Source organism: Pseudomonas sp. P5_109, from assembly GCF_034009455.1.
Taxonomy (GTDB): Bacteria; Pseudomonadota; Gammaproteobacteria; order Pseudomonadales; family Pseudomonadaceae; genus Aquipseudomonas.
The window spans coordinates 432362-456883 of the sequence record NZ_CP125380.1; the positions used below are offsets into that span (position 1 = coordinate 432362).

16 protein-coding genes are annotated in these 24522 nt (G+C 61.0%); 13 read left to right on the forward strand and 3 right to left on the reverse strand.

All coding sequences use genetic code 11. The features are described 5' to 3' along the window. Both argS and QMK54_RS01895 read right to left on the reverse strand, forming a co-directional pair. Nucleotides 1-1737 carry an arginine--tRNA ligase gene (argS, locus tag QMK54_RS01890; protein WP_110662536.1) on the reverse strand — a complete coding sequence of 579 codons (1737 nt, stop codon included), beginning with the start codon at nt 1735-1737 and terminating at the stop codon, nt 1-3. A 236-nt stretch (nt 1738-1973) separates the two neighbouring features. Further along, on the reverse strand, nt 1974-4193 hold the full coding sequence (locus QMK54_RS01895; RefSeq protein ID WP_223590457.1) for a primosomal protein N': 2220 nt from the start codon (nt 4191-4193) through the stop codon (nt 1974-1976). A gap of 283 nt (nt 4194-4476) precedes the next feature. Between QMK54_RS01895 and rpmE the strand changes: the two genes are divergently transcribed. The 3 genes from rpmE (at nt 4477) to QMK54_RS01910 (ending at nt 6970) form a co-directional block, all read left to right on the forward strand. Beyond that, nucleotides 4477-4695 (forward strand): 50S ribosomal protein L31, encoded by a 219-nt coding sequence (gene rpmE, locus QMK54_RS01900; RefSeq protein WP_007989302.1) that lies wholly within the window; start codon nt 4477-4479, stop codon nt 4693-4695. 35 nt (nt 4696-4730) lie between these two features. Beyond that, the gene (locus QMK54_RS01905) at nt 4731-5522 is read left to right on the forward strand and encodes a thermonuclease family protein (RefSeq protein WP_110659698.1); all 792 of its coding nucleotides are present in this window, start codon (nt 4731-4733) and stop codon (nt 5520-5522) included. 179 nt (nt 5523-5701) lie between these two features. Then, on the forward strand, nt 5702-6970 hold the full coding sequence (locus tag QMK54_RS01910; RefSeq protein WP_110659699.1) for a malic enzyme-like NAD(P)-binding protein: 1269 nt from the start codon (nt 5702-5704) through the stop codon (nt 6968-6970). Between the two features lie 238 nt (nt 6971-7208). On the opposite strand, the gene QMK54_RS01915 is transcribed toward QMK54_RS01910, so the two are convergent. Continuing rightward, entirely contained in the window at nt 7209-9650 is a 2442-nt protein-coding gene (locus tag QMK54_RS01915) for a penicillin-binding protein 1A (RefSeq protein WP_413787364.1), read from the reverse strand. A gap of 216 nt (nt 9651-9866) precedes the next feature. On the opposite strand from QMK54_RS01915, the gene QMK54_RS01920 reads away from it, so the two are divergent. The 10 genes from QMK54_RS01920 to QMK54_RS01965 all read left to right on the forward strand — a co-directional run bounded on the left by QMK54_RS01920 (nt 9867) and on the right by QMK54_RS01965 (nt 24327). After that, complete coding sequence (locus tag QMK54_RS01920) at nt 9867-10931, forward strand: pilus assembly protein PilM (protein ID WP_320401954.1); 1065 nt, start codon at nt 9867-9869, stop codon at nt 10929-10931. Beyond that, nucleotides 10931-11497 carry a PilN domain-containing protein gene (locus QMK54_RS01925; protein ID WP_320401955.1) on the forward strand — a complete coding sequence of 189 codons (567 nt, stop codon included), beginning with the start codon at nt 10931-10933 and terminating at the stop codon, nt 11495-11497. The genes QMK54_RS01920 and QMK54_RS01925 overlap by 1 nt, the downstream gene beginning before the upstream one ends. Further along, nucleotides 11494-12117, forward strand: coding sequence for a type 4a pilus biogenesis protein PilO (locus tag QMK54_RS01930; RefSeq protein WP_223591720.1), 624 nt, complete (start codon nt 11494-11496; stop codon nt 12115-12117). The genes QMK54_RS01925 and QMK54_RS01930 overlap by 4 nt, the downstream gene beginning before the upstream one ends. Next, nucleotides 12114-12641: a pilus assembly protein PilP gene (locus QMK54_RS01935; RefSeq protein WP_110659704.1), complete on the forward strand. Its 528-nt coding sequence runs from the start codon at nt 12114-12116 to the stop codon at nt 12639-12641. Before QMK54_RS01930 ends, QMK54_RS01935 begins: the two co-directional genes overlap by 4 nt. A 13-nt stretch (nt 12642-12654) precedes the next feature. Continuing rightward, on the forward strand, nt 12655-14706 hold the full coding sequence (gene pilQ / locus QMK54_RS01940) for a type IV pilus secretin PilQ (protein WP_223591723.1): 2052 nt from the start codon (nt 12655-12657) through the stop codon (nt 14704-14706). A 4-nt stretch (nt 14707-14710) separates the two neighbouring features. Next, the gene (gene aroK, locus QMK54_RS01945; RefSeq protein WP_015093141.1) at nt 14711-15229 is read left to right on the forward strand and encodes a shikimate kinase AroK; all 519 of its coding nucleotides are present in this window, start codon (nt 14711-14713) and stop codon (nt 15227-15229) included. Between the two features lie 150 nt (nt 15230-15379). After that, a complete protein-coding gene (gene aroB, locus QMK54_RS01950; RefSeq protein ID WP_320401956.1) occupies nt 15380-16480 on the forward strand; it encodes a 3-dehydroquinate synthase in 1101 nt (366 codons plus the stop codon). Between the two features lie 10 nt (nt 16481-16490). Continuing rightward, nucleotides 16491-18080: an AAA family ATPase gene (locus QMK54_RS01955; protein ID WP_223591728.1), complete on the forward strand. Its 1590-nt coding sequence runs from the start codon at nt 16491-16493 to the stop codon at nt 18078-18080. Between the two features lie 350 nt (nt 18081-18430). Next, complete coding sequence (gene gltB, locus QMK54_RS01960; protein WP_223591737.1) at nt 18431-22876, forward strand: glutamate synthase large subunit; 4446 nt, start codon at nt 18431-18433, stop codon at nt 22874-22876. Between the two features lie 32 nt (nt 22877-22908). After that, a complete protein-coding gene (locus QMK54_RS01965; protein WP_108216250.1) occupies nt 22909-24327 on the forward strand; it encodes an FAD-dependent oxidoreductase in 1419 nt (472 codons plus the stop codon). Nucleotides 24328-24522: the final 195 nt, after the last annotated feature.

Genomic DNA, 24522 nt, shown 5'->3' on the forward strand with positions numbered 1-24522 from the left:
TTACATACGCTCCAGAGTTTCCAGGCCCAAGAGTTCCAGGCCTTGCTTGAGAGTGCGTCCGGTCAGCGCGGCAAGGCGCAGGCGGCTCTGCATTTGTGCCGGGGTGTCGGCGGCGAGGATCGGGCAGTTCTCGTAGAAGCTGGAGAACAGGCCGGCAACGTCGTACAGGTAAGTGCAGAGGATGTGCGGGGTGCCTTTTTCGGACACGTTGTTCAGGATCTCACCGAACTGCGCGAGTTTTGCCGCCAGTTCGTGTTCGTGTGCCGCTTCGAGAACGATCTGGCCGTCGACTTCGCTGAAGTCCTTGCCGAGTTTGCGGAACACGCCGGCCACACGGGTGTAGGCGTACAGCAGGTACGGCGCGGTGTTGCCTTCGAAATTCAGCATCAGGTCGAAGTTGAAGCTGTAGTCGCTGGTACGGTGTTTGGACAGGTCGGCATATTTCACTGCGCCGATGCCCACGACCTTGGCGATATTGCGCAACTCGGCTTCGGCCAGCTCCGGGTTCTTGTCCTTGACCAGGGTGTAGGCGCGTTCCTGGGCTTCGGTCAGCAGGTCGATCAGTTTCACGGTGCCGCCATCGCGGGTCTTGAACGGACGGCCGTCAGCGCCGTTCATGGTGCCGAAGCCCATGTGTTCCATTTCCATCGGATGGGTCACGAAACCGGCCTTGCGCGCCACGGCGAACACTTGCTGGAAGTGCAGGGCCTGACGCTGGTCGACGAAGTACAGTGCGCGATCGGCCTTGAGCTTGCCGCTACGGTAGCGCACCGCCGCCAGGTCGGTGGTGGCGTAGAGGTAGCCGCCGTCAGCCTTGACGATGATCACCGGCAGCGGGTCGCCGTCGGCATTCTTGAACTCGTCGAGGAACACGCACTGGGCGCCGTTGCTCTCGACCAGCATGCCTGCGGCCTTCAAATCGTTGACCACGTTGATCAGGTCGTCGTTGTAGGCACTTTCGCCCATCACGTCGGCCATGGTCAGCTTGACGTTGAGCAGTTCGTAGATCTTCTGGCAGTGCGACAGCGAGATGTCCTTGAACTTGGTCCACAGCGCCAGGCAGTCCGGATCGCCAGCCTGCAGCTTGACCACCAGGCCACGGGCGCGGTCGGCGAATTCTTCGGATTCGTCGAAGCGTTGCTTGGCGGCGCGGTAGAAGTTCTCCAGGTCCGACAGCTCGTCGCTGGTGATCGGGTTTTCCTGCAGGTAAGCCATCAGCATGCCGAACTGGGTGCCCCAGTCGCCGACGTGGTTCTGACGGATCACGGTGTCGCCGAGGAACTCCAGTACGCGGGCCACGCCGTCGCCGATGATGGTCGAGCGCAAGTGGCCGACGTGCATCTCTTTGGCCAGGTTGGGGGCCGACAGGTCAACCACGGTGCGCTGCACCGGGCCAGCCTTGCGCACGCCGATGTGGGCGTCGGCCAGGGCTGCGTCCAGGCGCGAGGCCAGGGCGTCAGTGTTCTGGAAGAAGTTCAGGAAACCGGGACCGGCGATTTCGCACTTGGAGACGTTTTCGTCAGCCGGCAGCGCGGCGATGATTTTTTCTGCCAGATCGCGGGGCTTCATGCCGGCCGGCTTGGCCAGCATCATGGCGATGTTGCTGGCGAAGTCGCCATTTTTCTTGTCGCGCGAGTTTTCCACCTGGATCGCCGGCGACAGGCCTTCAGGCAACACACCTTCGTTGACGAGTTGGGTGATGGCTTGTTGGATCAGCTGGCGAATGGTGTCTTTCATGGTCTTCTCTTTCGACCGCAGGCGCGGCGGCGCATCATGCGCTGGTGGAAAAACTGGGCATTATCCGTTGCGAAGACGGGCTTGCCAACCTTAGCAGGCAGGTTGTGGATGTGTGGTGACAATTTGGGCCTCTTCGCGAGCAAGCCCGCTCCCACAGGTTTTGAGGTGGATACAAAATGTAGTTCCACGCGAGAACCATTGTGGGAGCGGGCTTGCTCGCGAAAGCGATTTCAAAATCAATATAGATCTACGGGATCAACATCCAAAGACCAGCGCACCGCTCGCCCGCTAGGCATCTGCTCCAGCACCAGCAACCAACCGGCCAGCAATCGATGCAGCGGTGCCCGCGCCGTAGCCTGCAATAACAACTGCGCCCGATAACGCCCGGCCCGTCGCTCCATTGGCGCCGGCACCGGCCCCAGCAATTCAATGCCGGTCAGGCCCTGTTCGGTCAGTAAACGCTCAGCCTCACTGCAAGCTTCATCGAGGAAACCTTCGGCCTGACCCGGCTTGTGCGCCTCGGCCCGCAGCAGCGCCAGGTGCGCGAACGGCGGCAAGCCGGCCGCACGGCGTTCGCTCAAGGCCTGTTCGGCAAAGGCGAAATAGCCTTGCTCGGTCAGTTGCACCAGCAGCGGATGGTCGGCCAGGTGCGTCTGGATAATCACTTTGCCCGGCTCTTCGGCGCGGCCTGCGCGGCCCGCGACCTGGACGATCAGCTGAGCCATGCGCTCGCTGGCGCGGAAGTCACCGGAAAACAGGCCGCCGTCGGCGTCGAGGATCGACACCAGTGTCACCCGTGGAAAGTGGTGGCCTTTGGCGAGCATTTGCGTGCCGATCAAAATGCACGGCTGGCCTTTTTGAATGGTCGCGAACAACTGGTTCATCGCATCCTTGCGTGATGTGCTGTCGCGGTCGACCCGTAGCACCGGATAGTCCGGGAACAGAATCGACAGGCGCTCCTCGGCCCGTTCGGTGCCGGCGCCAACGGGGCGCAGATCGACCTTGTTGCATTTCGGGCACTGGCGCGGCACGCGTTCGACGTAACCGCAATGGTGGCAGCGCAGTTCACCGTATCGCTGATGCACGGTCATTCGCGCGTCGCAACGCTGGCATTCGGACATCCAGCCGCAGTCATGACACAGCAGGGTCGGGGCGAACCCGCGGCGGTTGAGGAACACCAGTACCTGCTGCCCGGCGGCCAGGGTCTGGCCGATGGCTTGTTGCATCGGCCCGGAAATGCCGCTGTCCAGCGGGCGGCTTTTGACATCCAGGCGCAGGAAGCGCGGCTGCTTGGCACCGCCGGCGCGTTCATTCAAGCGCAGCAGCCCATAGCGGCCGGTGTAGGCGTTGTGCAGGCTTTCCAGCGAGGGAGTAGCGGAGCCGAGGACAATCGGGATGTTTTCCTGCCGCGCCCGTACCAGTGCCAGATCGCGGGCGTGGTAGCGCAAGCCTTCCTGCTGCTTATAGGAGCCGTCGTGCTCTTCGTCGATGATGATCAGGCCGGGGTTCTTCATCGGTGTGAACAGGGCTGAACGGGTGCCGATGATAATGTCGGCCTCACCATCCCGGGCGGCCAGCCAGGCCTCGAGGCGTTCGCGGTCATTGACCGCCGAATGGATCAGCGCGATGCGGGCATTGAAACGCTGTTCGAAGCGCGCCAGGGTTTGCGGGCCCAGGTTGATTTCCGGGATCAGCACCAGCGCTTGCTTGCCGGCCTCGAGGGTTTCGCGGATCAACTGTAGATAGACTTCGGTCTTGCCACTGCCGGTGACGCCGGCCAGCAGAAACGCATGGTAACTGTCGAAGCCGGCGCGAATCGCCTCATAGGCGGCACGCTGTTCCGGGTTCAGCGGCAGTTCCGGTTGCGCCAGCCAGTGTTCATGGCGTGCACCGGGGGCGTGGCGGCGGATCTCGACTTGCACCAGCTCCTTGGCCAGCAACAAATCCAGGCTGTCCTTGCTCAGCATCAGCTTGCTCAGCAATTGATGGGCGACGCCGTGGGGGTGTTGGGCCAGCGTGGCCAGGGCTTCGCGCTGGCGTGGGGCGCGGGCGATGCGCGGATCATCGAGGCTGGCCCCCGGCGCTACGGACCAGAAGCGTTCCTGGCGCGCTTCGGCCAGCTCACCCTGGCGCAGCAGCACCGGCAGTGCCCAGCTCAAGGTGTCGCCCAGGCTGTGCTGATAGTACTGCGACGTCCACAGGCACAGTTTGAACAGCGCCGGTGGCAGCGGTGGCGTAGCGTCGAGCAGGGCGAGGGCCGGCTTGAGTTTCTCGACTGGCACTTCGCTGGTGTCGGTGACTTCCACCAGGATCCCGATCATCTCGCGTCGACCGAACGGCACCCGCAGGCGCATGCCAGGGTGCAACTGGGCGCGCAGGACGCCGGCCGGAGCGCGGTAGTCGAACAGGCGGCGCAGCGGCGAAGGCAGGGCGAGGCGCAGAATGGCGTCGGGCACGCGGGGGATCTCGATAAGCGGAATAAACAGCAGGGCTGTACCTGTGGGAGCGGGCTTGCTCGCGAAGACGGCGTGTCAGTCAACATTTAAGTCGCCTGACACGCCGCTTTCGCGAGCAAGCCCGCTCCCACATTGGAATGCGTTTGAGGCCGGGAGCCTAGCAGACGGTCGGTAGAAGCGACAGCTTGCGTGAATGGGATTGTCTGGTAGAATCCGCGGCCTAATTACGTGCGGTATTCAACAATAGTGTTGGGTGGCGGCACGCTAGCCCGAGGAAAACACCATGAAAGCTGATATCCATCCAGAATACCCAGCAGTTGCTGTTACCTGCAGCTGCGGCAACAAGTTCGAAACCCGTTCGACCTTCGGCAAAGCCATGGCGATCGACGTTTGCAACGAATGCCACCCGTTCTACACCGGTAAGCAGAAGACTCTGGACACCGGTGGTCGCGTACAGAAGTTCGCCGACCGTTTCGGTGCTTTCGGCGCGAAAAAGGCCTAAGGCCGATCAACTTGGGAAGCCGCTACGGTTTTTCCATGCTGATGAAAAAGGCGTCCCTCGCGGGCGCCTTTTTTGTGTCCGCGATTTGGCTGTCTGGCGCGCAGGCCTTTTGCCCGACGCCAAGCGGCCTGACGCCCGTCGCGGTGCAGCGGGTGGTGGATGGCGACACCCTGCGCCTGAGCGATGGTCGCAACGTGCGCATGATCGGCTTGAATACGCCAGAGCTGGGCAAGAAGGGCCGTTCCGACGAACCGTTTGCCGTGGCCGCACGCAAGCGCCTTGAAGCCCTGGTGGCGGCGAGCGACGGTCAGGTTGGCCTGCTGCCGGGCAAAGAAAGCAAAGACCATTACGGCCGCACCCTGGCCCATGTCTACGGTGCCGATGGCGCCAACCTCGAAGCGCAAATGCTCGCCGAAGGCCTGGGTTTTCTGGTGGCCGTGGCGCCGAATGTCGATCTGGTCGCCTGTCAGCAAGCGGCTGAGCTCAGTGCGCGCCAGGCTGGCCTGGGGTTGTGGCGGCAGTCACCTGTACTGAAAGCGGAGCAGATCTCCGCTTCAGGTTTTGCTGTGCTCAGCGGTCGTGTGAGCAAGGTGCAGCGCAATCGCGGTGGGGTTTGGATCGAGTTAGAGGATTCGGTTGTATTGCGTGTTGCACCCAATCTGTTGACGCGTTTCGATGTGAATTCGCTGGAAGGCCTCAAGGGCAAGCAGGTCGAGGCGCGTGGCTGGGTGTTGGATCGTTCGCGCAAGGGCGGACTCAAGAATGGCCAGGCACGTTGGATGTTGCCCTTGACCGACCCGGCGATGCTTCAAGCAGCGCAGCGATAAAAAATTGTAGACATTTTTTCTGTCGATTGTGAACAGTCTATCCCTTGTGTTCCGCGGCTCTTGGCCCAAAGTCGTAAGGCCGGGCGCTTGACAGGGGTGACCAGCCAGTCTTGTGGGGACTTTGCGAGGCGCGTATCCTCGCTGACCAGTCTGTCCAACAGTAAAAGCGGAATGCCAAAATGTCTGATCTGAAAACTGCCGCTCTCGAATATCACGCCAATCCTCGTCCAGGGAAGCTGAGTGTCGAGCTCACCAAGGCCACCGCTACCGCCCGCGACCTGTCGCTGGCCTACAGCCCCGGCGTAGCCGAACCAGTACGCGAAATCGCCCGCGATCCTGAGCTGGCCTACAAATACACCGGCAAAGGCAACCTGGTTGCAGTCATTTCCGATGGCACCGCGATTCTCGGCCTGGGTAACCTCGGCCCATTGGCTTCCAAGCCAGTGATGGAAGGTAAAGGCGTACTGTTCAAGCGCTTCGCCGGCATCGACGTTTTCGACATCGAAGTCGATTCCGAAAGCCCGCAGGCGTTCATCGACACCGTCAAGCGCATCTCCATCACCTTCGGTGGCATCAACCTGGAAGACATCAAGGCACCAGAGTGCTTTGAAATCGAACGCGCTCTGATCGAGCAGTGCGATATTCCGGTATTCCACGACGACCAGCACGGCACCGCTATCGTGACTGCCGCCGGCATGATCAACGCCCTGGAAATCGCTGGCAAAACCCTGGCGGAAGCCAAGATCGTTTGCCTGGGTGCCGGCGCTGCCGCTATCTCCTGCATGAAGTTGCTGGTGAGCATGGGCGCCAACATCGAAAACATCTACATGGTCGACCGTACCGGCGTGATCCACTCCGGCCGTGACGATCTGAACCAGTACAAGGCTGTGTTCGCTCACGCGACCGACAAGCGCACCCTGGCTGACGCCCTGCAAGGCGCTGACGTGTTCGTAGGCCTGTCCGGCCCGAACCTGCTGAGCCCTGAAGGCCTGCTGTCGATGGCGGCCAACCCGATCGTGTTCGCGTGCTCGAACCCTGATCCGGAAATCTCCCCGGAACTGGCGCACGCCACGCGTAACGACGTGATCATGGCCACCGGCCGTTCGGATTACCCGAACCAGGTCAACAACGTACTGGGCTTCCCGTTCATCTTCCGTGGTGCCCTGGACGTTCGCGCCAAGCGCATCAACGAAGAAATGAAAGTGGCTGCGGCCAACGCCCTGCGTGAACTGGCCAAGCTGCCGGTGCCTCAGGAAGTGTGCGACGCCTATGGCGGCATCAAGCTGGAATTCGGTCGTGAGTACATCATTCCGAAGCCAATGGATGCCCGTCTGATCACCCTGATCTCCGATGCCGTGGCCAAAGCCGCCATCGAGACCGGTGTGGCGACCCTGCCGTATCCGAAGAACTACCCGCTGAAAAGCGTGGATGACGTGTTCAACGGCTAAGCCGTTGTAGCGCTTCAACGAAAAGCCCCGGCTTGTGAGAGTCGGGGCTTTTTTGTGTTTGAAGGTTTTGTGCCAGCTGTCAGGGCCTCTTCGCGAGCAAGCCCGCTCCCACAGTTGACCGCATTACCCTGTGGGAGCGGGCTTGCTCGCGAAGAGGCCGGATAAGCCACCTCAAAACCTTCAGGCAATAAAAAGCCCCGCACTTCTTTCGAAGGCGGGGCATTTTAATTTGCTGCTATCAGAACAAATCGATCGGCGCCGCTTCATCCGCTGGCAGAGGGCTGCCTGGCGCATTGCCGTTGCCCAGTTCGTTGACCGACGGTGGCGTATCTTCGGCCTTGAACAGCTCGAAGTAGGCCCCTGGCGTGCCCGGCGTGGCTGCGCGGCCGCTGACCGGGTCGACGCGCAGGCTGAGGATGCCTTCCGGCTCCGGCTGCGTATGCGGCGGTTTACCTTTGAGCGCAGGGCCCATGTAGTTCATCCAGATCGGCAGCGCGACGGTACCGCCGAACTCCTTGCGGCCCAGGCTTTCCGGTTGATCGAAGCCAGTCCATACGGTGGTCACGTAATCGGCGTTGTAGCCGGAGAACCAGGCGTCCTTGGATTCGTTGGTGGTGCCGGTCTTGCCGGCAATGTCAGGGCGGCCGAGGGCCAGTGCGCGACGGCCGGTGCCGAGCTTGATCACGTCCTCAAGCATGCTGTTGAGGATGTACGTGGTGCGCCCGTCAACGATGCGTTCGGCCACGGCGGGTGCTTGTGGCGTCGGCGCAGTGCCTGGGACTTCACCCGGTGTAGCGTTGACCGTGAAGGCCTGAGGGGCGGTTGGCGCGGCAATGCCATCACTGGCAGCGCCGCCCTGAGGCACGCTCGGCGGGTTGGCGACGAACAGCGTGTCGCCGTTGCGGCTTTCGATCTTGTCGATGATGTACGGGGTGATCTTGTAGCCGCCGTTGGCGAAGGTGCTCCAGCCGGTGGCGATCTCCATTGGCGTCAGGGTCGCGGTGCCCAGCGCCAGGGACAGGTTGGGTGGCAGGTCCTGCTTGTTGAAGCCGAAGCGAGTGATGTAGTCGATGGTCTTGCCGACGCCCATCGCCTGCAGCAAGCGGATCGATACCAGGTTGCGCGATTTGTACAGTGCTTCACGCAGGCGAATCGGACCGAGGAAGGTGTTGGTGTCATTCTTCGGACGCCAGACCTTGTCCAGGTACTCGTCGACGAACACGATCGGTGCATCGTTCACCAGGCTGGAGGCGGTGTAGCCGTTATCCAGTGCGGCGGCGTAGACAAACGGTTTGAAGCTCGAGCCTGGCTGGCGCTTGGCCTGCAATGCGCGGTTGTAGTTGCTCTGCTCGAAGGCGAAACCGCCGACCAGCGAACGAATGGCGCCGTTCTGTGGGTCCAGGGACACCAGTGCGCCCTGGGCCTGCGGGATCTGGCTGAACTTCAGCGAGTTGTCCGGCTGACGCTGCACGCGAATCAGATCGCCGACCTGGGCCACGTCCGAGGGTTGCTTCGGATTGGCGCCCATGCTGTTGGTATTCAGGAACGGCCGGGCCCATTTCATGGTGTCCCAGTTCACGTGTTCCTGGCCGGTGCGGGTCAGCACTTGCAGGCCGCTCTTGTCGACCTGGGTCACGATGGCCGGTTCCAGGCTGCTGATGGTGCGTTGCTTGGTCAGCTCGATCGCCCAGGCTTCGCGAGTCTTGCCCGGCAGGCGCGACTCAGGCCCGCGATAGCCGTGGCGTTGATCGTAGGTCATCAGGCCTTCGTGGACTGCGGTGTTGGCCAGTTCCTGGAGGTCGCTCGGCACCGTGGTGGTGACGCGGAAGCCTTCGGTATAGGCGTCGCTGCCATAACGTCCGACCATTTCGGCACGGGCCATTTCGGCGATGTACGGGGCGTTCACTTCCGGAGTCGGCACGTGATAGCTGGCGTTCAGCGGCTCGTTGATCGCGGCGTTGTAGTCGGCCTCGCTGATTTTCCCGAGCTTGTACATGCGCCCCAGGATCCAGTCGCGACGTTCCTTGCTGCGTGCCGGGTTGGCCAGCGGGTTGAAGCGTGACGGCGCCTTGGGCAGGCCGGCAATCATCGCCATCTGCGCCAGGCTGACATCGCGGATCGACTTGCCGTAATAGACCTGCGCCGCCGCCTCGATGCCATAGGCGCGGTTACCCAGGTAGATCTTGTTGACGTACAGCTCAAGGATCTCGTCCTTGGTCAGCTGCCGTTCGATCTGCAGGGCCAGCAGGATCTCGGTGGTCTTGCGCGAAAAGCTGCGTTCGCTGCTCAGGAAGAAGTTCTTCGCCACCTGCATGGTGATCGTGCTGCCGCCAGACTGGATGTGTCCGCTTTTTACCAGCTGGGTCGCGGCACGCATCAGGCTGCTCGGATCGACGCCGTAGTGGTTGGCGAAATTGTCGTCTTCAGCACTTAGTAACGCATTGATGAAGTTGGGGGGAATGTCGGCGAAACGGATCGGTGTGCGGCGCATTTCGCCGAATTCTGCGATCAACTTGTTATCGCTGCTGTAGACCCGCAAAGGGATCTGCAACTGGATGCTTCTCAGCGCCTCCACGGACGGCAGCCCGGGACTAAGGTAGAGGTACGCCCCGCTCAGACCCAGAAGGAGTCCGCAGAAAACCGCGACGATGGACCAACCGAAAAACTTCAGCAGACGAATCAAGGCTTTTGGATATCCAGGGCAAAAATGAATTGGGCTACAGGGCTCAGGCTAAATGAGAACGACCCGCGCTTGAGCAAATGCGGAAAAAAACGCTGGGCATTATAAGCATTTTTCTGATCGGGAGCGTGGCCGACGCTTCTGTCAAGACGGGCGGATTGAACGCAATGGACATTGCACAGTCCGTAACTCACGGAAAGTCATAGGGAATTGGTAGTGCCAGGACTCTTCAACAAAAAAACCAGTACGCTCCTCGGAATCGATATCAGCTCCACCTCGGTGAAGCTTCTGGAATTGAGCCGTCAAGGTGAGCGCTACCGGGTCGAGGCTTATGCGGTCGAGCCGTTGCCCGTCGGCGCGGTGGTCGAAAAGAACATCGCTGAACTCGAAGGCGTGGGGCTGGCCCTCTCGCGCGCGCTGGCCAGGGCCAGAACCGGCCTCAAGAACGTGGCCGTGGCCGTGGCAGGCTCGGCGGTGATCACCAAGATCATCGAGATGGATGCCGGGCTTGGCGAAGACGAGATGGAAAACCAGCTGAAGATCGAGGCCGATCAATACATTCCCTATCCCCTGGATGAAGTCGCGATCGACTTTGAAGTCCTGGGCACCTCCGTGCGCAACCCGGAACGCGTCAACGTGCTGCTCGCCGCTTGTCGCAAGGAAAACGTCGAAGTCCGCGAGGCCGCCCTGACCCTGGCGGGGCTGACCGCTCGGGTGGTCGATGTCGAGGCCTACGCGCTGGAGCGCTCATTCGGGTTGCTGGCCACTCGGCTCGCGGTCTCCGGGGAGCCTTTGACGGTCGCCGTGGTGGACATCGGCGCCACCATGACCACCCTGAGCGTGCTGCACAGCGGGCGGATTATCTACACCCGTGAACAACTGTTCGGCGGTCGGCAGCTGACCGAGGAAATCCAGCGTCGCTATGGCCTGACACTGGCGCAGGCGGGTCTGGTGCAAAGGAAGGGCGGCCTGCCTGATGACTATTCCCGTGAAGTCTTGCAGCCATTTCAAGAGGCACTGGTGCAGCAGGTGTCGCGCTCGCTGCAGTTCTTCTTTGCCAGCGGCCAGTACAGCGCCGTCGACCATATCCTGCTGGCCGGCGGTACCGCGGCGATCCCGGGGCTGGACCGTTTGATCGAGCGGCAATTGGGCACGCCGACCCAGGTCGCGAATCCTTTCTGCGACATGACTCTGGGCAGCAAGGTCAATGGTGCTGCCCTGGCGAGTGATGCCCCGGCGCTGATGATCGCCTGTGGTCTTGCCCTCAGGAGCTTTGACTGATGGCCCGGATCAACCTTCTACCTTGGCGCGAAGAGCGGCGTGAAGCCCGCCGCAAGCGCTTCCTGCTGGTTCTGGTGGCTGCAACGGTGGGCATGATCGGCGTGGTGCTGGTTGCCAACCAGGTCATCAGCGGTGTCATCGACCGGCAAATCGCCCGTAACGACTATATCGGCAAGCAAATCGCTGTGGTCGATGAGCGAATCACACAGATCAATGACCTCAAGACGCATCGTCAGCAACTGGTCGAGCGCATGCGCATCATCCAGGACCTGCAAGGCAATCGCCAAGTCAGCGGGCGAATATTTGACCAGTTGGCGCGAGCCCTGCCCGAAGGCGTGTATTTCACCGAAGTGAAAATGACCGCAAAGACCTTGTCCATCACCGGCGCCGCGCAATCGAACAATCGTGTTTCAGAGTTGATGCGCAATCTCGAGGCATCAGACTGGTTCGATGCGCCGAGCCTGACTGAAGTCAAGGCCGCAGCTGCCGGTCAGGTGGCGCAGGCCAATGTCTTCCAGTTGACCGTTCGCCAGACCCAGCCTCCGGCACCGGAGGGGGGGCAATGAGTCCATCCGAATGGTTCGAAGGGCTGCGCAAGATCGACATCAGTGAGCTCGATACCAGCAACATGGGTTCCTGGCCGCTGGCGATCAAGTTTCTGGTGGCTGGTTTACTCATGCTTCTGGTGCTGGTCCTGGGCTACAACTTTTCCACGCGCGACCTTCAGAGCCAGCTCGATCTCAAGCGTGAGGAAGAGTCGATGCTCAAGGAACAGTTCGCTGACAAAGCCCGCATGGCGGCGAATCTGGATCTCTACACCCGGCAATTGAAGGAGATGGAGAACGCCTTCGGCGTGCTATTGCGGCAACTGCCCGGCGACACCGAAGTGCCCGGCTTGCTGGAAGACATCACCCGTACCGGTCTGGCCAGCGGCCTTGAGTTCGAAGAGATCAAGCTGCTGCCGGAGGTTGCCCAACCGTTCTACGTCGAATTGCCGATCCAGATCACGGTCAGCGGCGATTACCACGACCTGGCCACCTTCGTCAGTGGTGTGGCCGGGTTGCCGCGAATCGTCACCCTGCACGATTTCGACCTTGCCCCCGTCAGCCCCCAGGGTGCTCCAAAACTGCGCTTGAGCATCCTCGCCAAGACCTACCGCTACAGCGACAAGGGGCAGCATCAATGAGCCTGGCACGTTGTTTTTCGGCGGTGCTGCTGCTGTCTGCCCTGTCCGGTTGTGGCGCAGGCGATGACTACGACGATCTGGATGAGTACATGAGCGAAATGCGCCTGCGCGGGCCGGGCAGGATTGAACCAACGCCGGTAATCCGGTCTTACCCGGCGTTCACCTACAACGCGGCGAATCTGCGCAGCCCGTTTTCGCCGCAGATCAGCACTGACCTGGCGGCTCGACGCAAGGGATCACATAACGTCAAGCCCGACCCTGATCGGGTCAGGCAATACCTCGAGGGTTTCAACATCGAGCAGTTTGAAATGGTCGGCACCCTTTCCAATGCGGCGGGCTCCTATGTCCTGCTGCGCGGGGCGGGCGGGGTGCACCGGCTGAAAGTCGGTGATTACCTTGGGCGCAACGACGGACGGATCGTTGCGATCAGTGGCTCGCAGGTCGATGTGGTGGAAATTGTCCCTGATGGTCAGGGCGCGTGGTTGGAGCGCCCCCGGACCATCCCTTTGAAAGAGCACTCATAGTGGAACTCGAAAAATGAACAGGATTTTCTCCACCGTCGGCCTTTCGCTATGGATAGCGATGTTGTCGCCGATGGTACAAGCGGTCAATCTCAAGGCGCTGGATGTCGCCGCGCTGCCGGGAGACCGTGTCGAGTTGAAGTTGTCGTTCGATGAACCGCCTCCGGTACCCCACGGATACATGACGGAGTCGCCGGCCCGGATTGCGCTGGACTTGCCGGGTGTCGCCAGCCAGCTGGCCAGCAAGACTCGCGATCTGGGCAGCGGAAATGCCCGCAGTGCAACGGTGGTGGAGGCCGGGGACCGTACGCGATTGATCATCAACCTGAGCCAGCCAGCCTCCTACGACTCACGAATTGAAGGCAACAATCTGCTGGTGGTTGTCGGGCAGGGTATCAAGCCGTCGGCCACGGCAATGCCGGTTCCGGCACGAGCCGCTGCAACGCCGGGCAAGGCCATACGGGGGGTGGATTTTCAGCGAGGCACACAGGGCGAGGGCAATGTGGTGATCGACTTGTCGGATCCGTCGATAGCGCCCGACATCCAGAAGCGCGACGGCAAGATCCTTGTCGGGTTTGCCAAGACCCGATTGCCCGAGCCGTTGCGTGTGCGTCTGGATGTGAAGGATTTCGCCACGCCAGTGCAGTACGTCAATGCCAGCGCGAGCGGCGATCGAGCCATCATCAGCATCGAGCCCGGTGGCGCGTTCGATTATTCGACCTATCAGACTGACAGCAAGCTCACGGTCAGCGTACGCCCGGCGACGGTCGACGACCTGCAAAAGCGCAATGCCGGGCAACAGGTCTATAGCGGCGAGAAGCTTTCGCTGAACTTCCAGGACATCGATGTGCGTTCGGTGCTGCAACTGATCGCCGATTTCACCAACCTCAACCTGGTGGCCAGCGATACGGTGCAGGGGGGAATTACCCTGCGCTTGCAGAACGTGCCGTGGGATCAGGCGCTGGATCTGGTGCTTAAAACCAAGGGGCTGGATAAGCGCAAGATCGGCAATGTCCTGCTTGTTGCGCCGGCCGATGAGATTGCTGCCCGTGAGCGTCAGGAACTGGAATCACAAAAGCAGATCGCCGATTTGGCGCCGTTGCGCAGGGAGCTGTTGCAGGTCAATTACGCCAAGGCGGCGGACATTGCCAAGCTCTTCCAGTCGGTGACCAGTGCCGAAGCGAAACCCGACGAGCGGGGGTCGATCACCGTCGATGAGCGCACCAACAACATCATTGCCTACCAGACCCAGGACCGGCTTGATGAGTTGCGCAGGATCGTCACGCAGCTGGATATTCCGGTGCGTCAGGTCATGATCGAGGCGCGAATCGTCGAAGCCAACGTCGACTATGACAAAAGCCTCGGGGTGCGCTGGGGCGGTTCGGTACGGAAAGGGAACTGGAACACTTCCGGGGTCAATAACGGGCTCAATGCCTCGTCGACCATCGGCACGCCCGGCAGTACCAGTACCAACTCACCGTTCGTCGACATGGGCGCGGTCAATAACACCTCGGGGATCGGCATCGCGTTCATCACCGATAACGTCTTGCTGGACCTGGAGCTGTCAGCCATGGAGAAAACCGGCAACGGGGAAGTCGTCTCGCAACCCAAGGTGGTCACGTCCGACAAGGAAACCGCCAAAATCCTCAAGGGCACCGAGATTCCCTACCAGGAGGCCAGCTCCAGTGGCGCGACCTCGGTGTCGTTCAAGGAGGCGTCGCTGTCGCTGGAGGTGACGCCGCAGATCACGCCCGACAACCGGATCATCATGGAGGTCAAGGTGACCAAGGACGAACCGGACTACCTGAACAAGGTCCAGGATGTACCACCCATCAAGAAAAACGAAGTCAACGCCAAGGTCCTGGTCAACGATGGCGAGACCATCGTCATTGGCGGAGTTTTCTCAAATACCCAGAGCAAGGTTGTAGATAAGGTGCCATTTCTTGGCGATGTGCCGTATCTTGGCCGCCTTTTCCGGCGTGATGTGGTTTCGGAGAAAAAATCCGAGCTGCTGGTGTTCCTCACTCCGCGTATCATGAACAATCAGGCGATTGCTGTGAGTCATTGATTCTGTGCGAAATTTGATTCTTGTTGGACCGATGGGCGCTGGAAAAAGCACCATCGGCCGGTTGCTGGCCAAAGAGCTGCGCCTGCCATTCAAAGATTCCGATAAGGAAATTGAATTGCGCACGGGCGCCAATATCCCATGGATCTTCGATAAAGAAGGCGAACCGGGCTTTCGTGATCGCGAGCAGGCAATGATTGCCGAGCTGTGCGATTACGACGGTGTGGTGTTGGCGACAGGTGGTGGCGCGGTCATGCGCGAAGCCAATCGTCGGGCACTGCATGCCGGTGGGCGAGTGGTTTATCTGCATGCCTCAGTCGAGCAGCAGGTCGGCCGCACGGCCCGCGACCGCAATCGGCCATTGCTGCGTACTGCCGATCCGGCCAAGACCCTTCGGGATCTGTTGGCGATCCGCGATCCGCTTTATCGGGAAATTGCCGACCTGGTGGTCGAAACCGATGAGCGGCCGCCGCGAATGGTCGTACTCGACATTCTAGAGCGCCTGCAGCAGTTGCCACCCCGTTAAAGCGCCGGGCGAAATGCGCTATCCTCGGCGTCCCGCCATGATCGCGCAAGGTTGTGGCGCATGGCTACCGGACGGCGTCACACCAGCAGAGGCCGTGGACATTCGTTAATTCAAGGCAGGACGCCTGATTCATCTTCACTGTGGGGACACATGCAGACACTCAAGGTCGATCTAGGCGAGCGCAGCTACCCGATTCATATTGGCGAAGGTTTGTTGGATCAGCCTGAGCTGCTGGCCCCGCACATTCGCGGACGGCAGGTAGCAATCATCTCCAACGAGACTGTTGCGCCGCTCTATCTGGAGCGTCTGACCCGCAGCCTGGCGCAGTTCTCGGTGATTTCCGTGGTGCTGCCCGACGGCGAAGCCTTCAAGACCTGGGAAACCCTGCAACTGATTTTCGACGGCCTGCTGACTGCACGGCATGACCGCCGCACCACGGTGATCGCCCTCGGTGGCGGTGTGATCGGTGACATGGCCGGCTTCGCCGCTGCCTGCTACCAGCGCGGCGTCGATTTCATCCAGGTTCCAACCACGTTGCTGTCGCAGGTCGACTCCTCGGTGGGCGGCAAGACCGGGATCAACCATCCGCTGGGCAAGAACATGGTCGGCGCCTTCTATCAGCCGAACGTGGTGCTGATCGATACCGCCAGCCTCAATACCCTGCCGGCGCGCGAACTGTCCGCCGGGTTGGCTGAAGTCATCAAGTACGGGTTGATCTGTGATGAGCCGTTCCTGACCTGGCTCGAAGACAATGTCGATCGCCTGCGCAGTCTGGACCAGCCAGCCCTGACCTACGCCATCGAGCGTTCCTGCGCGGCCAAGGCGGCGGTGGTCGGTGCCGATGAAAAAGAGACGGGCGTTCGTGCCACATTGAACCTGGGTCACACGTTTGGCCACGCCATCGAAACCCACATGGGCTATGGTGTGTGGCTTCATGGTGAAGCGGTGGCTGCTGGCACCGTAATGGCGCTGGAAATGTCCACGCGACTGGGCTGGATCAGCGAGCAAGAGCGCGATCGCGGCATTCGACTGTTCCAGCGTGCGGGACTGCCGGTCATTCCGCCAGAAGAGATGACAGAAGCCGATTTCCTCGAACATATGTCCATTGATAAAAAAGTGATCGACGGTCGTTTGCGCCTGGTGCTGCTGCGCCGCATGGGTGAAGCGGTGGTGACCGACGATTATCCGAAAGAGGTTCTACAGGCCACGCTGGGGGCAGACTACCGCGCCCTGGCCCAGCTTAAAGGTTAATAAGAACGCGATGACTAGTTTGCATGCCGACGAGGCTTTCCTCGGCCATTTCCAGTTGAGTCATGACCCTTTTGCTCCACGGGTGCCTGGCTTCAAATTTTTTCCGGCCCAGCGCAAACCCGTGCTGGGGCAGTTGCATCACCTGGCCCGTTACAGCCAGTTGCTGCTGGTGGTCACGGGTCCCGAGGGCAGTGGCAAGACCCTGTTGCGCCAGGCCCTGGTCGCCAGTACCAACAAGCAGTCGGTACAGAGTGTGGTGGTGTCCGCCCGCGGCGCTGGCGATGCGGCCGGGGTGCTGCGTCAGGTAGCCCAGGCGCTGAACGTCGCCCAGGCTGATGCCGACGCCATTTTGGCCCAGGTGGTGCAGCTTGCCCTGACCGGGCAGGAAGTCTATCTGCTGGTCGATGACGCCGAGCAACTCGACGAGTCCGCGCTCGAGGCGCTGATGATCCTGGGGGCCGGCGCGCCTGAAGGTCGCCCGCACGTATTCCTGTTCGGTGAAACCTCGCTGATTGCCCAGCTTGAGGCTTTGCATCTCGAGGAAGAGCGCTTCCATGTCATCGAGCTGCAGCCCTACACCGAGGAAGAAACCCGCGAATATCTGGAGCAGCGGCTCGAAGGCGCTGGTCGCGGTATCGAACTTTTCACCGCGGATCAGATCTCTGATATTCACGAAAGCTCCGAAGGTTGGCCTGGCAGCATCAATCAGGTCGCCCGCGATGCAATGATCGAAGCCATGATCGCCAGCCGCTCAGCGGTCAAGCGTCCAAAAATGGGGTTCAATATGCCGAAGAAACACGTATTGGCGATTTCCGCCGTGGTCGTGGTCGCGGTAGCTGCCGCCTGGTTGATGCCGGGTCGCAGCAAGGCACCGACCACGGGTGCACCGGCCAACGAACAGGCGCAACTGCCGCTTGGTCAGGGTCAGCCAACAGCTAATGGCGGTGCTCCAGCCGTCGAATTCGCTGGCAATACACAGCCGATGCCATTGCCGTTGGTCGGTAACTCGCAACCAGTCATGCGTGGTCCACTGGCTGAAGCCGCGGGCGGCATCACCGAAGGCGATGATGGCGTGCCGGTTGAAGGTTCCAGCGCTACGCCGCCGACGGTGACCACCACTGCGCCACCTGTGGGCGTTCCTGCCGGCCCTGCGCCGACACCTGCGGCCAAGCCGACGCCTGCGCCAACTCAGGTCGCTACCGCCAAGCCAGCGCCGGTTCCAGTGGCCAAGCCTGCTCCAGCGCCAGCCAAGCCGGTCGTTGCTGCGCCAGCCAAGCCAGCCGAGAAACCAGCCCCGGCGGCCAAAGCGGCCGGTGGTACCTGGTACGCCGGTCAGGCACCGGGCAACTACGTGGTGCAGATCCTTGGTACCAGTTCTGAGGCGAGCGCGCAAAGCTTCGTCAAGGAGCAGGGCGGCGAGTACCGTTACTTCAAGAAAGTCCTCAACGGCAAGCCGCTCTACGTGATCACCTACGGCAACTTCGCCAATCGTGATGCAGCCGTTTCTGCCATCAAGGCCTTGCCAGCGAAGGTTCAGGCTGGTAAACCTTGGCCTCGCACTGTCGCCAGCGTCCAACAGGAACTGGCAACAACTCGCTGAAGATTCGGCGGCCTTACCCAGGCCGCCTCTCCAAGCACCTCAAAAATTTCTACGAGTGCGCGCCGCCTTCCAGGCTGCGTGCCTTGTGGTGTCTGCGTTACAGTAGTCTTTGAGTCGTTGCGGTCAAAATTAAAAAAGTTTTGACTAGCACAGCAGATCGCTTTAAACCTTTCACAAATGCGACATGAATTTGCGACATTTCGTCGTCAAATTTGTGAGCCTCTGTGTCGCTGTGTACAATGACCACCCTTTTGCCCCCGCTAAGCCGGCGTACGTTCGGCGCGGAATGCAAGTGGTTGAATTGAAAAGAAATTTGCCTCGAAAAGAGGCAGCCTGGTGAGAAAGTGTCTATGAAAGCAGGTCTGTACCAACCAGATGAATTCAAGGATAACTGCGGTTTCGGCCTGATAGCCCATATGCAGGGCGAGCCCAGTCATACCCTTTTGCAAACGGCCATCGAGGCCCTGACCTGCATGACCCACCGCGGTGGGATTAATGCCGACGGCAAGACCGGTGACGGTTGCGGTCTGCTGATTCAGAAGCCGGACGTGTTCCTGCGAGCCATCGCCCAGGAAACCTTCGGCGTCGAACTGCCCAAGCAATATGCCGTGGGCATGGTCTTCTTCAACCAGGACCCGGTCAAAGCCGAAGCCGCTCGCGAGAACATGAACCGCGAGATCCTCGCCGCTGGCCTGCAGCTGGTCGGCTGGCGCAAAGTGCCGATCGACACCAGCGTCCTCGGCCGCCTGGCCCTTGAGCGCCTGCCGCAGATCGAGCAGGTGTTCATCGGCGGTGAAGGCCTGAGCGATCAGGACATGGCCGTCAAGCTGTTCACCTCCCGTCGTCGCTCGTCCGTGGCCAACGCCGCTGACACCGACCACTACGTCTGCAGCTTTTCGCACAAGACCATTATTTACAAAGGCCTGATGATGCCGGCGGACTTGACCGCCTTCTATCCGGACCTGAGCGATGAGCGCCTGCAAACCTCGATTTGCGTGTTCCACCAGCGCTTCTCCACCAACACCCTGCCGAAATGGCCGCTGGCCCAACCGTTCCGCTTCCTGGCGCACAACGGCGAGATCAACACCATCACCGGCAACCGCAACTGGGCCGTGGCCCGTCGCACCAAGTTCACCAACGATCTGATGGACCTGGAAGAACTCGGCCCGCTGGTCAACCGCGTCGGTTCCGACTCCTCGAGCATGGACAACATGCTTGAGCTGATGGTCACCGGTGGCATCGACCTGTTCCGTGGCGTGCGGATGATCATTCCGCCTGCGTGGCAGAACGTCGAGACCATGGACCCGGATCTGCGTGCGTTCTACGAATACAACTCGATGCACATGGAACCGTGGGACGGCCCGGCCGGCGTGGTAATGACCGACGGTCGCTACGCGGTGTGCCTGCTCGACCGGAACGGTCTGCGTCCGGCGCGCTGGGTCACCACCAAGAACGGTTTCATCACCCTGGCTTCGGAAATCGGTGTCTGGAACTACCAGCCTGAAGACGTGATCGCCAAGGGTCGCGTTGGCCCTGGCCAGATCTTTGCCGTGGACACCGAAACCGGTCAGATCCTCGACACCGATGCGATCGACAACCGTCTGAAGTCCCGTCATCCGTACAAGCAATGGCTGCGCAAGAATGCCCTGCGCATCCAGGCGACCATGGAAGACAACGACCACGGTTCGGCGTTCTACGACGTCGATCAGCTCAAGCAATACATGAAGATGTACCAGGTCACGTTCGAAGAGCGCGACCAGGTGCTGCGTCCACTCGGCGAGCAAGGCTACGAAGCCGTGGGCTCGATGGGCGACGATACGCCGATGGCCGTGCTGTCCCAGCGCGTGCGCACGCCGTACGACTATTTCCGCCAGCAGTTCGCGCAGGTCACCAACCCGCCGATCGACCCGCTGCGTGAAGCCATCGTCATGTCGCTGGAAATCTGCCTCGGTGCCGAGCGCAACATTTTCCAGGAGTCGCCGGAACACGCTTCGCGCGTGATCCTCAGCTCGCCGGTCATTTCCCCGGCCAAGTGGCGCTCGCTGATGAACCTCGATCGTCCGGGCTTCGAACGCGCGATCATCGACCTCAACTACGACGAAAGCGTCGGCCTCGAAGCGGCAATCCGCAACGTCGCCGATCAGGCTGAAGAAGCCGTGCGCGCCGGTCGTACCCAGGTCGTGCTGAGTGACCGTCACATTGCTCCGGGCAAGCTGCCGATCCACGCTTCCCTGGCTACCGGCGCGGTGCACCACCGCCTGACCGAAAAAGGCCTGCGTTGCGACTCCAACATCCTGGTGGAAACCGCGACCGCTCGCGATCCGCATCACTTCGCCGTGTTGATCGGTTTCGGCGCCTCTGCCGTTTATCCGTTCCTGGCCTACGAAGTGCTGGGCGACCTGATCCGTACCGGTGAAGTCTTGGGCGACCTCTACGAGGTGTTCAAGAACTACCGTAAAGGCATCACCAAGGGCTTGCTCAAGATCCTGTCGAAGATGGGCATCTCGACCATTACTTCGTACCGTGGTGCGCAGTTGTTCGAGGCCATCGGCCTGTCCGAGGAAGTCTGCAACCTGAGCTTCCGTGGCGTGCCAAGCCGTATCAAGGGTGCGCGTTTCGTCGACATCGAAGCCGAGCAGAAAGCCCTCGCTACCGAAGCCTGGAGCCCGCGCAAGCCGATCCAGCAGGGTGGCCTGCTGAAGTTCGTCCACGGTGGCGAGTACCACGCCTACAACCCGGACGTGGTCAACACCCTGCAGGCCGCCGTGCAGCAGGGCGACTACAGCAAGTTCAAGGAATACACGTCGCTGGTGGACAACCGCCCGGTGTCGATGATCCGTGACCTGCTGAAAGTCAAAACCCTCGACACTCCATTGGACATCAGCGAGATCGAACCGCTGGAATCGGTGCTCAAGCGCTTCGACTCCGCCGGTATCTCGCTGGGCGCCCTGTCGCCGGAAGCTCACGAAGCCCTGGCCGAAGCCATGAACCGCCTGGGTGCGCGTTCCAACTCCGGTGAAGGCGGTGAAGACCCGGCACGCTACGGCACCATCAAGAGCTCGAAAATCAAGCAAGTGGCGACCGGTCGTTTCGGTGTGACCCCGGAATACCTGGTCAACGCTGAAGTGCTGCAGATCAAGGTCGCCCAGGGCGCCAAGCCGGGCGAGGGCGGTCAATTGCCAGGCGGCAAGGTCAACGGTCTGATCGCCAAGCTGCGTTACGCAGTGCCGGGCGTGACCCTGATTTCGCCGCCGCCGCACCATGACATCTACTCGATCGAAGACTTGTCGCAGCTGATTTTCGACCTGAAACAAGTCAACCCGAAGGCACTGGTCTCGGTGAAGCTGGTAGCGGAAGCGGGCGTCGGCACCATCGCCGCCGGTGTGGCCAAGGCCTACGCGGACCTGATCACCATCTCCGGCTACGACGGCGGTACCGGTGCATCGCCGCTGACCTCGATCAAATACGCGGGCGCTCCGTGGGAACTCGGCCTGGCCGAAACCCACCAGACCCTGCGCGGTAACGATCTGCGCGGCAAAGTCCGGGTTCAGACCGACGGCGGCCTGAAAACCGGCCTCGATGTGATCAAGGCAGCCATTCTCGGCGCTGAGAGCTTCGGCTTCGGCACCGCGCCAATGATCGCCCTGGGCTGCAAATACCTGCGCATCTGCCACCTGAACAACTGCGCCACCGGCGTTGCAACCCAGAACGAGAAGCTGCGCAAGGATCACTACATCGGTACCGTCGACATGGTGGTGAATTTCTTTACCTACGTCGCCGAAGAAACCCGTGAGTGGCTGGCCAAGCTGGGCGTGCGCTCCCTCGAAGAGCTGATCGGTCGCACCGATCTGCTGGAAATCCTCGAAGGCCAGACCGCCAAGCAGCATCACCTGGACCTGACTCCGTTGCTGGGCAGCGACCACGTGCCGGCGGACAAACCGCAGTTCTGCGGCGTGGAACGCAACCCGCCGTTCGACAAGGGCCTGCTGGCCGAGAAAATGGTCGACATGGCCACCTCGGCAATCAACGACCTGAGCGGCGCCGAATTCGACCTGGAAATCTGCAACTGCGACCGTTCCATCGGCGCACGGATCTCCGGCGAAATCGCGCGCAAGCACGGCAACCAGGGCATGGCCAACGCACCGATCACCTTCCGCTTCAAAGGCACGGCCGGGCAGAGCTTCGGCGTGTGGAACGCCGGCGGCCTGAACATGTACCTGGAAGGCGACGCCAACGACTACGTCGGCAAGGGCATGACCGGCGGCAAGCTGGTGATCGTTCCGCCGAAGGGCAGCGTCTACCGTACCCAGGACAGTGCCATCATCGGCAACACCTGCCTGTACGGCGCTACCGGCGGCAAGCTGTTCGCCGCGGGTACCGCTGGCGAGCGTTTCGCCGTGCGTAACTCCGGTGCCCACACCGTAGTGGAAGGCACTGGCGATCACTGCTGCGAGTACATGACCGGTGGTTTCGTCTGCGTCCTGGGCAAGACCGGTTACAACTTCGGCTCTGGCATGACCGGCGGTTTCGCCTACGTGCTCGACCAGGACAACAGCTTCGTTGACCGGGTCAACCACGAACTGGTGGAAATCCAGCGGATCAGCGGCGAGGCGATGGAAGCCTACCGTAGCCATTTGCAACGCGTGCTGAACGAGTACGTCGAGGAAACCGACAGCGAGTGGGGTCGTGAGCTCGCCGAAAACCTCGATGATTACGTGCGTCGTTTCTGGCTGGTCAAGCCCAAGGCTGCCAACCTGAAGTCGTTGCTTTCCAGCACCCGTGCCAACCCGCAGTGATATGCGCCTGAAGAGTTTGATGAGGTTTTAAAATGGCTGAACGTCTGAATAATGACTTCCAGTTCATCGAGGTCGGGCGCAAGGATCCGAAGAAGAAACTGTTGCGTCAACGCAAGAAAGAGTTCGTGGAAATCTACGAACCCTTCAAACCCCAGCAGTCGGCCGACCAGGCCCACCGTTGCCTGGGTTGCGGTAACCCGTATTGCGAATGGAAGTGCCCGGTGCACAACTTCATTCCCAACTGGCTGAAGCTGGTGGCCGAGGGCAACATCCTCCAGGCCGCCGAGCTGTCGCACCAGACCAACACCCTGCCGGAAGTCTGCGGCCGGGTGTGTCCGCAGGACCGTCTGTGCGAGGGTGCCTGCACCCTCAACGACGGCTTCGGCGCGGTGACCATCGGTTCGGTGGAGAAGTACATCACCGACACCGCGTTCGCCATGGGCTGGCGTCCGGACATGTCCAAGGTCAAGCCGACCGGCAAGCGTGTCGCGATCATCGGTGCCGGGCCTGCGGGTCTGGGCTGTGCCGACGTGCTGGTGCGCGGCGGCGTGACCCCGGTAGTGTTCGACAAGAACCCGGAAATCGGTGGCCTGCTGACCTTCGGTATCCCCGAGTTCAAGCTGGAAAAGACCGTGCTGAGCAATCGCCGCGAAGTCTTCACTGGCATGGGTATCGAGTTCCGCCTCAACACCGAGGTGGGCACGGACGTGACCATGGAGCAACTGCTCGAAGAATACGATGCGGTATTCATGGGCATGGGCACCTACACCTACATGAAGGGCGGCTTTGCCGGTGAAGACCTGCCGGGCGTGTACGACGCGCTGGACTTCCTGATCGCCAACGTCAACCGCAACCTGGGCTTTGAAAAGTCGCCGGAAGATTTCGTCGACATGAAAGGCAAGAAGGTCGTGGTTCTCGGCGGCGGCGACACGGCGATGGACTGCAACCGTACGTCGATCCGCCAGGGCGCCAAGTCGGTGACCTGCGCCTATCGTCGTGACGAAGCGAACATGCCTGGCTCGCGCAAAGAGGTGAAGAACGCCAAGGAAGAAGGCGTGAAATTCCTCTACAACCGCCAGCCGATTGCCATCGTTGGTGAAGACAAGGTCGAAGGCGTGAAGGTGGTCGAGACCCGTCTCGGCGAGCCGGATGCCCGTGGCCGTCGCAGCCCCGAGCCGATCCCGGGTTCCGAAGAGATCATCCCGGCCGATGCCGTGGTCATCGCGTTCGGTTTCCGTCCGAGCCCGGCGCCGTGGTTCGAGCAGTTCGAGATCCAGACCGACAGCCAGGGCCGCGTCGTGGCGCCCGAGCAAGGTCAATACAAGCACCAGACCAGCAACCCGAAAATCTTCGCCGGTGGCGACATGGTGCGCGGTTCGGACCTTGTGGTGACGGCGATCTTCGAAGGCCGTAATGCCGCCGAAGGGATCCTGGATTATCTGGGCGTCTAATCCACGCCTGACCCTGTAGGAGCCGGCTTGCTGGCGATGAACGATAACGCGGTGTACCTGATACACCGCGTCGTCTGCATCGCCAGCAAGTCGGCTCCTACAGTGATTTGTGGTGTTGCAAAGATATATTCCACCGCGACAAATTGACCCGATAGACAAAAGGCTGACCTGCATCCGTGCCTTTTGCGCCCGGCT